Annotated in this window: 10 protein-coding genes; 3 read left to right on the top strand and 7 right to left on the bottom strand. The window is 66.2% G+C overall.

Translation table 11 applies throughout. The features are described from left to right. Positions 1–129 precede the first annotated feature (129 nt). Entirely contained in the window at positions 130–2,244 is a 2,115-nt protein-coding gene (locus tag ACQUQR_RS02760; RefSeq protein WP_435194552.1) for an AAA family ATPase, read from the top strand. A 70-nt stretch (positions 2,245–2,314) separates the two neighbouring features. Then, positions 2,315–3,088 (top strand): response regulator, encoded by a 774-nt coding sequence (locus tag ACQUQR_RS02755; RefSeq protein ID WP_435194550.1) that lies wholly within the window; start codon positions 2,315–2,317, stop codon positions 3,086–3,088. A gap of 36 nt (positions 3,089–3,124) precedes the next feature. Here ACQUQR_RS02755 and ACQUQR_RS02750 read toward each other — a convergent pair whose 3' ends face one another. The 6 genes from ACQUQR_RS02750 to ACQUQR_RS02725 all read right to left on the bottom strand — a co-directional run bounded on the left by ACQUQR_RS02750 (position 3,125) and on the right by ACQUQR_RS02725 (position 11,898). Then, complete coding sequence (locus ACQUQR_RS02750) at positions 3,125–3,826, bottom strand: class I SAM-dependent methyltransferase (protein WP_435194549.1); 702 nt, start codon at positions 3,824–3,826, stop codon at positions 3,125–3,127. 508 nt (positions 3,827–4,334) lie between these two features. After that, positions 4,335–5,207 (bottom strand): hypothetical protein, encoded by an 873-nt coding sequence (locus tag ACQUQR_RS02745; RefSeq protein WP_435194547.1) that lies wholly within the window; start codon positions 5,205–5,207, stop codon positions 4,335–4,337. Between the two features lie 154 nt (positions 5,208–5,361). Beyond that, positions 5,362–8,190, bottom strand: coding sequence for a DEAD/DEAH box helicase (locus tag ACQUQR_RS02740; protein ID WP_435194546.1), 2,829 nt, complete (start codon positions 8,188–8,190; stop codon positions 5,362–5,364). 44 nt (positions 8,191–8,234) lie between these two features. After that, a complete protein-coding gene (locus ACQUQR_RS02735; protein WP_435194544.1) occupies positions 8,235–8,981 on the bottom strand; it encodes a metallophosphoesterase in 747 nt (248 codons plus the stop codon). Continuing rightward, positions 8,982–10,565, bottom strand: a complete 1,584-nt coding sequence (locus ACQUQR_RS02730) for a hypothetical protein (RefSeq protein ID WP_435194542.1) — start codon at positions 10,563–10,565, stop codon at positions 8,982–8,984. 55 nt (positions 10,566–10,620) lie between these two features. Continuing rightward, a complete protein-coding gene (locus ACQUQR_RS02725; protein ID WP_435194540.1) occupies positions 10,621–11,898 on the bottom strand; it encodes a Single-stranded DNA binding protein in 1,278 nt (425 codons plus the stop codon). A 721-nt stretch (positions 11,899–12,619) separates the two neighbouring features. On the opposite strand from ACQUQR_RS02725, the gene ACQUQR_RS02720 reads away from it, so the two are divergent. Further along, positions 12,620–13,303: a 2,5-diamino-6-(ribosylamino)-4(3H)-pyrimidinone 5'-phosphate reductase gene (locus ACQUQR_RS02720; protein WP_435194539.1), complete on the top strand. Its 684-nt coding sequence runs from the start codon at positions 12,620–12,622 to the stop codon at positions 13,301–13,303. On the opposite strand, the gene ACQUQR_RS02715 is transcribed toward ACQUQR_RS02720, so the two are convergent. Then, complete coding sequence (locus ACQUQR_RS02715; protein ID WP_435194537.1) at positions 13,269–13,454, bottom strand: hypothetical protein; 186 nt, start codon at positions 13,452–13,454, stop codon at positions 13,269–13,271. The genes ACQUQR_RS02720 and ACQUQR_RS02715 overlap by 35 nt on opposite strands. Between the last annotated feature and the right edge of the window lie 35 nt (positions 13,455–13,489).

The raw sequence follows: 13,489 nt of genomic DNA, 5'->3' as shown, positions 1-13,489 counted from the left end.
CCACGACGGGTGGGCCGCGCTCCCGCCAGGTCCGCCGTGGCACCGCTCAGGTGATACGGTCGCTGGTCGCGGCCTCACTCTTGAAACTTCGGCGCAACAATCACGGTCCGGGCCGCTCTCTTCGGAGATATGAGTGATGACGTGACCCTCGAGGTCCGCAGCGCCGAGAAGCGCGACGCGGGCCGCGGGGTCGCCCGCCTCCCTGAATCCGTCCGCTCCGCGCTGGGGGTGCTCTCCGGTGACACCGTCGTCATCGAGGGGGAACGACCCACGGTCGCGAAGGTCTGGCCCGCGAGCGGCGCCGGCCGGTTCGTCCAGGTGGACGCCGACACCCGCGCGAACGCCGGCGTCACCGTCGGCGATAGCGTCGTCGTCCGGCCCGTGAGCGTGGAGAACGCCCGCTCGATCCACGTCCGTGTTCCCGACCTCGCGGGCGACGACCTGGAGGGGCTCCTCCGACGGGTCCTCCTCGACCGGCCGCTGCGCGCGGGCGAGACCGTCCGGCTTCCGGGCGGCGAGCGCGCCCACGTGGAGTCGACCACGCCCGACGGGACGGTGCGCGTGACGAGCGAGACACGGCTCTCCGTCGAGGGAGCCACCTCCACGACGGAGGACTCCCCCTCGCAGACGAGCACGGACACCGGTATCCAGCCGAAATCCGAGCCGGAACGGGACCGCCCCGGCGAGACGACCTACGAGGATATCGGCGGGCTCGACGAGGAGCTCGACCTCGTCCGGGAGATGATCGAACTCCCGCTCTCCGAGCCGGAGCTGTTCGCCGAACTCGGCATCGACCCGCCGAAGGGGGTTCTGCTCTATGGCCCGCCGGGGACCGGGAAGACCCTCATCGCGAAGGCGGTGGCGAACGAGGTGAACGCCGCCTTCTACACCATCTCGGGCCCGGAGATCGTCTCGAAGTACAAGGGCGAGTCCGAGGAACGGCTCCGCGCGGTGTTCGAGGACGCGACGGCGAACGCCCCCGCGGTGGTGTTCATCGACGAGGTCGACTCCATCGCGGGGGAACGCGACGAGGACGCCGACATGGAGAACCGCGTCGTCGCCCAGCTGCTCACGCTGCTCGACGGCCTGAACGAGCGCGGGCAGGTCGTCGTCATCGGGGCGACCAACCGGGTGGACGCGGTCGACCCCGCACTGCGCCGCGGGGGTCGCTTCGACCGGGAGATCGAGATCGGGCCGCCGGGAGAGGAGGGCCGCCGCGAGATCCTCGATGTCCACACACGCGCCATGCCGCTCGCGAGTGACGTGGACTTGGATCGGCTCGCCGCCCGGACCCACGGCTTCGTCGGGGCCGACCTGGCGACGCTGGCGACGGAGGCCGCGATGGTGGCCCTGCGCGAGCGGTCCACGCGGGACCCGCTCACCATCACCCGCGCGGATTTCGAGGCCGCACTCGCCGCCGTGGAGCCGAGTGCGATGCGCGAGTACGTCGCCGAGTCGCCCACGGTGGACTACGACGACGTGGGCGGGCTGGAGGACGCGAAAGCCCAGCTCTCGGAGGCCGTCGAGTGGCCCCTGCGCTACCGCCCGCTGTTCGAGGCGACACGGACGGACCCGCCCTCCGGTGTCCTGCTCTACGGCCCACCGGGCACTGGGAAGACGCTGCTCGCCCGAGCGCTCGCGGGTGAGACGGGCGTGAACTTCATCCGGGTCGCGGGCCCGGAGCTGCTCGACCGGTACGTCGGCGAGTCGGAGAAGGGCGTCCGGGAGCTGTTCGAGCGGGCGCGACAGGCCGCCCCGGTCGTCGTCTTCTTCGACGAGATCGACGCCATCGCCTCCCGGCGGGGGGAGAGCCACGAGGTGACGGAGCGGGTCGTCTCCCAGCTCCTCACCGAGATGGACAACGCCGCGGACAACCCCGGTATCGTCGTGCTCGCGGCGACGAACCGCCGGGACGCGCTCGATCCTGCCCTGTTGCGTCCGGGGCGGCTGGAGCGCCACATCGAGGTGCCGACCCCCGACGAGGCCGCCCGTGCCGCGATTCTGCGTGTGCACACGGCGGGGAAACCACTCGGAGAGGACGTGGACCTCGACGCGCTCGCCGCGGAGACCGACGGGCGCTCTGGCGCGGAACTCGCCTCGCTCGTCCGTGAGGCCTCTCTACGCGCGATCCACGAGGTTGCGGACGGGGTCTCCCCCGACGAGGCGAACGCGCGGGCCGACGACGTGGTCATCCGCGCCGAGCACTTCGAGGCGGCGCGGAAACGGCTCCACGGGTCCACATGAACCGTTTCGAACGGTCTAAACGATGTGCGACGGCCGGAGTGATTATGTCCCTGTACCGGGTGTAGGGGACATGAACCAGGGGATCAGTGTGCTCGTCGTTGACGACGATGCAGGGCTTCGACGGCTCGTCGCCGACGTTCTCTCACGGGCGCCGGACATCGACGCGACGACCGCGGCGGACGTGGCGACGGCGCTCGACGACCTCACCCACGGTGACCCTGGATACGACTGTGTGATCTCGGATTACGAGATGCCGGAGCGGGATGGGCTCGACCTCCTTCGGCGGGTCCGTGAACGATGGCCCCACCTCCCGTTCATCCTCTTTACGGGACGGGGGTCCGAGGAGATCGCGGCCGACGCCATCGCGGCGGGCGTCACCGACTACCTCCAGAAGGAGACCGGGACGGCCCAGTACACCGTGCTCCTCCACCGGATTCGGAACGCGGTCGGGCAGGCCCGCGCGGAGGAGGAGAGCCGGCTTCGCGCACGAGCGATGGAGGCCGCACGCGAGGGCATCGCCGTCCTCGACGCCGAGGGCTACTACCGGCTCGTCAACGAGGCGTTCGCGGCCCCGTTCGGCCTCGACACCTCGGAGATGGTCGGCCAGCACTGGGAGACCTACAACACGCCGGAGGAGGTGTCCCGCCTCCGGGAGGAGGTGTTCGAGTCCGTCGAGAAGACCGGGGCGTGGGAGGGCCACTCCACGGCCCTCCGGCCCGACGGAACCGTCTTCGAGGAACACGCCTCGCTCACCAAGCTGCCGGGCGGTGGATTCGTCTGCTGTTGTCACGTGGTCGGCGAACCCGCGAACTGTCACGCCGACACGCCCGCACAGGCGGACTGACCGCCGAGGGGGAGGTCCCGGAGCGACACGCCCCGTTTACTGCTTTTCGAGTGCCGCGTAGTAGGCGGAGCCCTCCTCCATGCGCTCGATCTCTTCGACTTCCCAGCCAGTCCCGATCGCGGCCTCACGCAGGCGGTCCGGCGAGAGCATCAGAAACACCAGGGTCTCCCCAACCTCGTCTTCGTACTCGAAGTGGAACACCCGGTGGGCCAGCCCCGGCTCGGGGCGAGGTCGGTAGCCCTGCAGTCCCGTGGGGTCGCCCTGCTCCGGGTCGTAGAGGTGGACGGCGGCCGTTCCCTCATCGTCCGTGACGTACGCGAACTCCCGCAGGATCTCCGCGACGCCACCGAGGGAACCACCGAGTCCCAGCTGCGTCCCGAAACAGAGGATCGAAGCGAACCGGTCCCGCTCGAACTGCGCGGACAGCGAGAACATATCGCCGAGTCGCGCGTCCGTCACGCCGCGCTCGCGGGCCGTCTCCACGAGGTGCTCCGACACCTCGATGCCGACTGCCTCGAAGCACTCCTGGTAGGACAGCGCGTGCTGGCCGACGCCACAGCCCACGTCGAGCATCGGGCCGCGGAGGTGGTCGTCGAAGAACGGGTGGCCCTCGTAGTCGCCGAAGTAGAAGGCCTCGATGGGGTGTTCGATGACGTCGTCGCCGTCACGCTGGCGGAGTGGCTCGTCCTGCTCGCCGCGATGGAACTCCCGGATGGCGCGGCCGAAGGGATCCGACATGGAGTGGGACGCGGAGCGGGGGGACAAAGCGGTTGGGCAGGCGTGTGAACAGTTAACGAGGATAGTCTATTATTTCGAACGGAAAGCACGATGCAGGTGACGGTGACGCGCCAGGCGACCGGTGCGGCCGTCTTCAACGAGGCCGTGACGCTTCCACCCGGCACTGAGAGGGAAGTCTACAACACGAAGCAGGCGAATCCGGATGGGTCAAGTCGTTCGATGTGGCCGCGACGATGGGCGGACAATCCGGTTCCGTCGTCATCGAGACGGACGACTGCCACGGGAGTGTCATCGTCTCCGTGAACGAGAACGGAGAGTTGCAGGTAATTTACTCTATTTGTTGAGGTGTTGGGTTGAATCTCCTGATGGGAAACAAGTTTTAGCTGACGTGCTGAATATACAGCGCGTATTTAGCAACCACCTGCTCATGAGCAGGTGGTTGCTATCTTATGCTTAGTGACGGTGAGGCAGTGTGTAATAAATAACCAATTGGGGAGTCGTTTCGTTATTATGGTAGAACGATAGTTTCAATTTGAAATTCAGATCCGTCAATCGTCCGCGGGCCTGTGAGATCCTCTTCAAAATTCGATCTATCCGTGATTAGTCGTTTCTCGTCCCACATAATTGCTTTCATCCGAGTACAATCTGGATGCTTATGGTAACTCTCAATATCCACTTTCAATTCATCAGAGAGTTTCTTCGCATGTCTTTCGTTTCGGACATATTTCAGTTCGATAGCGAGAGATAATTCTGGAACCACAAAGTCGATCTTCTTTGACTTTGTGGCGTGTTGGGGGATAGGTTCCTCTGAAAGAGCGGTTGGGAATGTCGGCTTAATTAGAGCGAAAAATAAGTCTTGGAAATCCTGTTCGCAAGTAATCTCAAAATCCGGACGGTCGTCTCTTCTATCTTGTAGAATCGTGGCTGATTCGGGAATCCCCTCAATTAGTTCATCAAGCAGATATCGTCGATTACCTTTATACGAATCTTCAAAAAATTCGTATCTTTCCGTTTCACTTCCGGTCAAGAGGGCTTCTAATTCATCACCGTAGAATGCCGCGGGACAATACTCTTGATCCGCCTCAACCCACTCATTATACTCTTTGACCCTTTCCTTTATTTTCGAGTCCGAGATTCTCTTAAGTGCGGTCTCGCGTGAGTCTCCCTCATTCAGATATTCCAAAAAGTCGTCATAGGCTTGAAGAGCGTCCACGAATTTAACAATCTCGTCAGGATTGAACTGTATTCGACAGTAGTCAAACTTCTCTAAATCCTCTCTCCAGAACCGGTCATAAACACACCCTTCATCCTCTAATGTGTGTAGCTTTTCGAGAAAGAACCAATCTATTTCACTGAACTCCCGTCCAAAAAATTCCACCATGACACGTGTAAGTCAGAGATTCTACTAATATTTAGTGGATAGAGACTTTGCGCAGAACACTCTTTCCAGCACACTGCGTTGCTGACTACACCCTCTGTATCCACCACTCAGCTCGCATCAACTTCTCAATATCCCAACAACTACCCAGCCCGACTCAGTCCCAGAACGACTTCGTCCGCGCGTACTGCCGTTCGCGTTCCAGAATATCCCGGTAGAAATCCTCCTCGTTCTCGCGGAGTTTGTTGATGATGAGCGCGGCGTTCCGCGGCCCCACTCCCCGCGCGGCGAGCGCGATGACCGCCTGCTTCCCGTGGCTCTGGACGAGCGAGGCCGATTTGTAGGCGCGTTCGGTCATCTTCTGCTCCTCGGCGTCCTTCTCCGTCGATTTGATGGCCTGCACCACCTCCTCGGCCCACGGATTCAGACAGGCGATCTGCGTGGAGCCACAGAGCGGACACGCGGGCTCCTCGTCGACGCGCTGGACCTGCCGTTTCGTCTGCCAGTCCTTGCAGTGGAGACAGAAGAGCAGGACCCGGTCCTCCTGAATCCGCTCTTTCACGGTCTCGATGACGCTGGCGTCGGCGTTCTCGGGCGCGAGGAGCTCCTGGCCCGAGGAGCGCCCGTCGATGCCGATGGCGGTGCGCTCGCCCACCTGTTCGAGGGCGAGCTCCCCGGACTGGATGCGGGTGAGCACGTCGGCCGCGCCCGCGGCATCCAGGTCCTCGTGGAGCACTTCTCTGATTGCTTCGTCGTAGATGGGGGTGTCCTCGAGGGCTTTCAGCAATCGGCCTTTCCCGAAGCTCCGGCCCGAGCCCTTCTTCCAGTTCTTGAGCGTGCCGAACTTCGCCGCGACCTGCGCGAGCTTGAATTTGAGGGCGTCGGCGTTCTTCAGGGAGAGCTCGATGAGGGGTTCGACGTGGGCGGGGTCCGTCTCCTCGAGGAGGCCAGCCACGTCGCCGAGCGAGATGCCCGAGGGGACCTCCAGTTCGATGCGGTAGGGGTCGATCTCCATCGCCACGGAGGAGCCGGTCTGCTGGCCGATGAGCGCCGAGAGGAGTCGCCCGAGCGTCTCGTTCACCTTGTGCCCGAAGCAGGCGTTCACCGTGATCTCGCGGGCGTACGCCTCCACGACGACGGTGTTCTCGTCCGGAAGGGGAGCCTCGTGGCGCTCGATCTGTCGCAGCGCCTCGCTCGCGGTGTGCTCGTCGATGGGATACCGCTCCGCGAAATCGCGGGCGATGGCCTCGCGCGACCGGCCGGCGTCGAACCCCTCCCTCGCCTCTCTCCTGAGTCGGCCGACGTGCTGGGCCACGTCGTAGGGGACCGGGATCTCCTGGCCGACCCACGAGGGGACCTCGCCGCCGGGGTCCGAAACCGGTGTCACCTTCACCTGCTCCTCCTCCTCTTCGACCTGCGTGATGCGCCACATCTCCCCTCCTTGAATAAAGCTCTCGCCCGGTTCGGCGAAGTTGACGACGAACCGCTCGGCGAGCGTGCCCACCGTTCTGCCGGAGGCCATATCCACCACCTGGTAGTTGGCCTCGTCGGGAATCATCGAGAGGTTCGCGTAGAAGTACTGCCACGTCCCGCTCGACTTCTCTAATCTATCGGCCTCCTCCTCCAGCCAGAGGATGCGGTTCCCCGAGAGCTCCTGGACGACCTCCTTGAACTGCTCCTCGGGGAGGTCTCGGAACGGATACGCGCGGGTGATGATCTCGTAACACTTGCGCGCGGATATCTCGCCGAAGCCCATCAGAATCCCGGCGATCTGGTTCGCCACCGTGTCGAGGCTCCCCTCGTGGATGTTCGCGTCCTCCACGTCCCCGTTTTCGGCGCGGGTGACGATGGCGAGCGCCTCGAAGGTGTCGTCCGGGCGCGTCGTGATGACCGTCCCCTCGGAGACGGTGCCGCGTTTGTGGCCCGCTCGTCCGACGCGCTGGAGCATGCGCGAGACCTCTCGTGGGCTCTGATACTGGACCACGTGGTCGATGGACCCCACGTCGATGCCGAGCTCCATCGACGAGGTACACATCAGCGCCGAGAGCTCACCCTGCTTGAACCGGTCCTCCACGTCGATGCGGGCCTCCTTCGAGAGCGACCCGTGGTGGATGCCGATGTCGGTGTCCAGCTCCTTCAGGCGGGAGCCGAGCCCCTCCGCCGTCTGCCGGGTGTTGACGAAGACGAGCGTGGACTCGTGTTCCGCCACGAGTTCGTCGATGCGCCGGACGTGGCTCGCGATCGTGGCGTCCGTCATCAGCTTCGAGCCGAGCCGGTCGTCGGCCTGCGTCACCTCGGGCTCCTCCACCGAGATGTCGATCTCGGTCCCCGCGGCCACCTCGATGATGTCACAGGGTGCCCCACCCGTCAGGAACTTCCCCACCTCCTCGGGGTCACCCACCGTCGCGGAGAGTCCAATCCGTTGAAAATCGCCCGCGTACTCGCGGAGGTGTTCCAGTCCGATGGTGAGCTGTGCCCCGCGTTTCGCCGCCGCGAGCTCGTGCACCTCGTCGATGACGACGTGCTCCACGTCCGCGAGCGCCCGCCGGAGCTTCTTCCCCGTGAACATCGCCTGGAGCGTCTCGGGGGTCGTCACGAGCACGTCCGGCGGGTCGTCCGCCTGCTTCCCGCGCTGATACTGCGTGGTGTCGCCGTGGCGCACGTCCACCTCGATATCCAGGGTCTCACCCCACCAGTCGAGTCGCTCGCGCATGTCGCGGTTCAGCGCCCTGAGCGGGGTGATGTACAGCGCCTGCATCCCGTGGCGTGCCTCACGCTGGGAGATAGCCGAAAATACCGGGAGCATCGCCGTCTCCGTCTTCCCTGTCCCCGTCGGGGCGATGACGAGGCCGTGATTCCCCGACGACAGGGGTGGAATCGCGCGGCGCTGTGGCTCCGTGGGCGTGGAGAACCCTCGTTCCGAAAGCGCCTGTCGCACCGGTCCCGAGAGGTGCGCGAAGGCGTCCATACCGCGAGCGTCGGTCACTATCGGTCGAAGGGACGGGAGCCGATTAAGTCGCGCGGTCGCCCTCAGACGCGCCGGTAGTCCCCCAACCGGGTCCCGTCGAGGAGGTACGCCTCCCCGTCCGCGAGCCCGTCGGGGAGGAACGGCGCGAGGAAGTCCTGGCCCTGGTTCACCCACGTCCCACCCAGCAGGTCGTTGAACGCGGGGAACACGACGAACCCACTGGGTGGGACCTCGTATCGGTCCGCGAACGTCTCGGGGTTCACGCGCCCGCGGAGCCAGACGCGCTCCTGTCGGCTGCCGCCAACCGAATCCTCCAGCCTGACGACGGGGTGCTCGTGGGCCATACAGAACGTCGGAGCCGCCAGGACCTCCTGCGCGGGCCACGTGTGGCCGTGGGCGAACCCGACCTCCCCCAGCCGGACTCCCGTCCCTGGCGTTACCTCGACGCGCGCCTCGTAGCCCAACTCGGCCACCACGTCCTCGATGTCGCCGTCGTGGTTCCCCTTCACCACCGTCATCGGCACGCGCTCGGTGACGGCCGCGAAGAGCTCGTCCAGTTCACGGCGCTCGCGCTCGCCCGGTCGGCCGATGGCGTTCGCCAGATCACCGAGCACGACCAGTCGATCTGCATCCGTCTCGTCGAGCAGGGAGCACACGTGCTCGCGTCGCTCGCCGCTCTGCGTCCGAATCTCCACGCCGTCGCGCCGGAGCGCGTCCTCCAGCCCGGCGTGGTAATCCGCGACCACGAGCGCCCGCTCCCGGCCGAGCGTGGCGACCGCCGCGGGCTCGTCGGGGAGCGGTTCGAGCATTCAGATGGGCTTGATGACGCCGTCGGCGGGCTCGTAACACCGCCCGCTCATCAGCGCGTCCTGGATCGCGTCCTCGACCTCGCTCGCCGCGACGCCGTACTGGTCCGTGACGTGCGAGACGACGGCCTCCTTCTCCGCACCCTCCTCGTCCTGCAACTCGTTCATCGCGTCGATGACGGCGTCGACGAGGTCCACGTCCTCGGCAGACGCGGGCTCAGGCTCGGACTCGTCGGTGGGGTCCTCCTCGACAGGCTCCGGTTCGGGCTCCGTGGTCGTCTCCGGTTCCGACTCGCTTTCCGGCTCCACGGCGCCGGCTTCGGGTTCGATGCCGGCCTCACCGGGCTCTTCCACCTCGCTCCCGGTCGAGAACTCCGTGCCGAACTCCTCCTCGACCTGCTCGCGGGTCTCCTCGTCCATCTCGTACATCCCCTCGTCGCCAGCCGCGTCGCCAGCCGGCTCGTCGAAGTCACCGACGTCCTCGTCGTCGCTCGTGGACTCCGGCGCGGCGAAGTCGCCCACGTCGTCCTCGGGTTCGGAGTCGGCGACGGTCTCCGGCTCCTCGGTCGCGGACGACGGCTCCGGCTCCGCTGCCGTGGTGGGCTCGTTCGCCGATTCGGTGTCGGTTGACTCTGGTTCGGCGGCGGATTCCGGCTCTGGTTCCGTGATCTCGGCCTCCGGTTCGGGCTCGCTGGATGCTGCCTCGGACTCCTCGACCGGCTCGGGTTCCCCGACCGATTCGGACTCCTCGACCGATTCGGACTCCTCGACCGGTTCGAAGGAGTCGTCGGGTTCCTCGCTCGCCGGCTCTGGCTCAGTGGTCGACCCGCTGAAGCCCGCGGGGACGCTCGCCTTCGCGATATCGGGGTCCGCGAGCGGCGCGGCGTCACCGTCCCCGTCACCGGGCGCGAGGGTGAGCGACCGAACCTCCTCGACCTCGCCAGCGACCTGCCGCGTCGCGTCGAGTGCCGTCTCGCGCAGCGCGCTCAGGTAGTCCGGGGTCGTGCCGTAGTGCTCCAGCGCGAGCGCGATACCCTCGGAGAGCTCTGGGGTCACGCCCACAGATTCGAGGGCCGCAGTGAGCTCTGCGCCGTGGAGGCCCGTCTCGATGGCGCCCGCGATGGTCGAGACTCGATCGAGGGTGCGTTCGGCGGTGGAGACGACCCAGCGGTCCCGCGTGGCCGCGTCGATCTCGCTGATGGACTCCGGGCGGACGGAGGTGTAGACGAGATCCGAGTCCTCCGGCTGGAAGGTGCGGGCCTTCCCAGTCACCGCGAGGAACGCCGGGGGTTCGACCCGTTCGAGGAAGGCGAGCGCCTCGGGCTGGTACTGCCCGGCGTAGACGACGAACGCGCCCGTCGGGTCGACGATGCGCGCCCGCAGCATGTCGTCGTTCACGGCTTCGAGTTCGGTCAGGACACCCGTGATGAACAGCCGGTTCACCCGCGCGCCGGTGGGGGTGATGACGAAGTTCGGGGCACGCTCCTCGTCGCTCTCGGAGTAGGAGAAATCGGCGTCGTCGAACTCCGCGGCGAACAGGCGGTAGGCGACCTCGCGGCGGCCGGGGGCGGAGCCGGAGGAACTCATGCGAACCACCCCGCGAGGTGGTGAGCGTGAGGTCGTCGACCGCGGTCAACGGAACTCATGCGTCCACCTCCGCGAGCAGCGCGGTCGCACGCGCGGCCGGGTCGTCCTCCGCGAGCTCGAACGACGTTGCATCGAGGTTCGCGCCGTACTCGTCGACGGAGAGCTGGCCCCGGACGACGTACTCCTTGCCGACGATGTCCTCGGCGATGGACTCGGCGACGACCTCCTTGTCCATCGCGTCGCGGGCGTGTTCCTTCGCCTTCTCGACCCCCCCGCCGTAGATGTCGGCGGTGAGCTCGTCGTCGAGGATGACGGTCACCGTGCCGGTGCCGTCGTCGAGGATACCCTTCACGCGCAGGTCGTCCTCGCCTTCGACCGCGCCGTGGGTCCGGCACTGGCCGTTCTGGATGACGCGGGAGCACTCCGGACAGCGCTCGATGAGCCCCGAGCCGTCGCGCACGGCGATGAGGTTCCCGACCAGTTCCACGTCGTAGACGCCGCCGGAGTCGACGGCCTCGCGGATACCCATCCGGGGGGCACCCTCTGTGGTCTCGACCTCCTCCTGGAGCGCGATGACGTGGGAGTGCTCGGAGACGTTCACGGAGGGGACGCCGCGGAACTCCCGTACATAAATGTCCTCGATACGGACCGAGCCCCCGGCTTCGATCTCCGAATGGGGGTCCCAGTCGGTGAACGGGAGCTTCCCCGAGCTATCGGCGAGGACGCCGGAGAGGATCTCCGTCTCCCCGTCGCGGCCGTCGATGGTCTTGCGCTCGCACTCCTCGACCTTGACGACGACGTTGCGCCCGCGGTCGCCCGGCGCGAGGTCGGCGAGCTCGCGGTCCCCACCGATGGGGTACGGCACTTCGAGGGTCTCGTCCTCCTGCACGAGCGTCGTGGACTGCCCCAGATTGAGTTCGGGGCGGCCGTCCCACTCCCGGACCCCGGCGTTCCCGGCGGTGATGGTGTCCCCTTCGGTGAGCCCGAAGTCCTGCCACGCGGTGTAGGAGATGGTGCCCGTCTCGTCGGCGAGCTCCCCCTCGAAGATGCGCTGGTCGTCACCCTGATAGCGGATGGTTCGCTCCCCGACGGTGAGCACGCGCGCGGTGACCGTCACGTTCGAGTCCTCGGTAGTCACGTCGCCGATGGACTTCTTGGATGGTTCGCCGCCCGAGGCGGACGAGGAGCCACCGCCGTACTTCCGGCGGAGGCTCCCCTTCGCCTCGTCCACGGGGACGGAGTAGGAGACGAGCTTCTCTAAGTCTTCTAAGACCTCCTGTTTGTCAACGCCGAGGTCGGAGGCGAGCTCCTCGGCATGGTCTTCGAGATTCATCATCTGGGGATTTTACCCCCGCCAGCAAAAGGGTTCCCGCTATTCTGATGGTGGTGTCTCTTTTCGGAGCCGAGTGGGGCATGCGGCGTACGGGGTTTCTCGTACTGCCCCGGCTCCGAGAGGACCACCGAGACAGCCGTCAACACCACCTCGAAAGCCCCCGAGTGCTCGCGGTCGCTGCGCGAGATATTCGCTTCGCGAATAGGGCTCGCGCACCGACTCCCCTACCGGCGCGAGCCCTCGGCCCCTTTCAGTCCACCCGAGTCGAAAAATCGGTCAGCCACCGTGGGTCGGCTAGTCGGCCAGCCACCGAGGATGGAAAGCCCGGAAACTACTGCGGGGTGGGACCGAAAGGGGCGGCTGCGCGGCGGCTTCGCCGTTCACGAGACGCGACGCGTCTCGTGAGCGCACGAGAACTTCGTTCTCGTGAACGCCGCGACTTGTCGAGGCCGGCAGAGCCGGCCTCGCGTGCGCTGGAGGAAGGCTCGGAGACGTGAGCACCGCAGCGAGTGAAACGAGCGAGGAGCGCGCGTCCCGAACCGAGTCCAGCGCGTCGGGGCTTTCTACCCGTTGTTGGCGGACTCGGTCGCACAACAGCAAACAGCGGCACTCAAAGCGTTCTCGAGGGCAGTCACTACACTCTAACGACAAAACAAGAAACGGAACGGGCAGGAATATCATAGACGGGGAAACTAAGCCACGCGAGACGCGAATCACCACCATGTACGTCCACGTGAACGCCGCGATGTCGGCGGACGGGAAGCTCTCCACCCGTCGCCGGGAACAGGTGACGATAAGCGGCGACGAGGACTTCCGCCGGGTCGACCACATCCGTGGGCGCTCGGACGGGATCATGGTCGGCGTCGGGACGGTGCTCGCCGACGACCCGTCGCTGCGCCGGCACGACGAGAGCGCGCGGGAGGACGCGCGCCGGAACCACGCGGTACGGGACGGGCCGCCCGCACGGGTCGTGGTGGACTCGCGGGCGAGGACCCCGGTCGACGCCGAGATCCTGCAGGGGGAGGCGGACACGTTCGTCCTCGTGAGTGAGGCTGCCGTCGCCGAGGACGTGGACGCGCTCCGGGATGCCGGCGCAGCGGTCGTCGTCGCCGGGACCGACCGGGTGGCGCTGCCGAAGGCGCTCGCGGCGCTGGAGCGGGGAGGAATCGAGTACCTGATGGTCGAGGGCGGCGGGGAGCTCATCTTCTCGCTCTTCGAAGCGGGGCTCGTCGACCGCTGTACGGTCTACGTGGGGGCGCTGATCCTCGGCGGGCGAGACGCGCCGACGCTCGCCGACGGGAAGGGGTTCGTCGACGAGTTCCCGGAGCTCACGCTCGACGACGTGACGCGCGTCGACGACGGGGTGGTGCTCACGTGGTCGGTCGCGTCCGAACGAGCTCCCTGAGCTGGTCGGTCGTCAGGACCTCCAACAGGGACTCCCCCGCTTCGAGCCGGCGCTCCTGCTCGGGGGAGAGCAGCTCCTCGGCGTTCCACTCCTCTAAGAGCTCCCGGAGCCGTTCGTCGACGTCGGCCGGGTCGTAGCCTGCGATGGGCATACTAGAACTATGTTACACAGTGCCAAATATAGTTT

The organism is Natronomonas sp. EA1, from assembly GCF_051195035.1.
Classification (GTDB): domain Archaea; phylum Halobacteriota; class Halobacteria; order Halobacteriales; family Haloarculaceae; genus JBNTJV01.
Note: the sequence above shows the minus strand (reverse complement) of the source record. Positions and strands in the feature narration are given on the sequence as shown.

What these genes read in the sequence shown, in the direction of transcription:
- ACQUQR_RS02715 (WP_435194537.1), bottom strand. Translation starts at nt 13,454, where the DNA reads ATGCCCATCGCAGGCTACGACCCGGCCGACGTCGACGAACGGCTCCGG.
- ACQUQR_RS02750 (WP_435194549.1), bottom strand. Translation starts at nt 3,826, where the DNA reads ATGTCGGATCCCTTCGGCCGCGCCATCCGGGAGTTCCATCGCGGCGAG.
- ACQUQR_RS02720 (WP_435194539.1), top strand. Translation starts at nt 12,620, where the DNA reads ATGTACGTCCACGTGAACGCCGCGATGTCGGCGGACGGGAAGCTCTCC.
- ACQUQR_RS02735 (WP_435194544.1), bottom strand. Translation starts at nt 8,981, where the DNA reads ATGCTCGAACCGCTCCCCGACGAGCCCGCGGCGGTCGCCACGCTCGGC.
- ACQUQR_RS02725 (WP_435194540.1), bottom strand. Translation starts at nt 11,898, where the DNA reads ATGAATCTCGAAGACCATGCCGAGGAGCTCGCCTCCGACCTCGGCGTT.
- ACQUQR_RS02730 (WP_435194542.1), bottom strand. Translation starts at nt 10,565, where the DNA reads ATGAGTTCCTCCGGCTCCGCCCCCGGCCGCCGCGAGGTCGCCTACCGC.
- ACQUQR_RS02755 (WP_435194550.1), top strand. Translation starts at nt 2,315, where the DNA reads ATGAACCAGGGGATCAGTGTGCTCGTCGTTGACGACGATGCAGGGCTT.
- ACQUQR_RS02760 (WP_435194552.1), top strand. Translation starts at nt 130, where the DNA reads ATGAGTGATGACGTGACCCTCGAGGTCCGCAGCGCCGAGAAGCGCGAC.
- ACQUQR_RS02745 (WP_435194547.1), bottom strand. Translation starts at nt 5,207, where the DNA reads ATGGTGGAATTTTTTGGACGGGAGTTCAGTGAAATAGATTGGTTCTTT.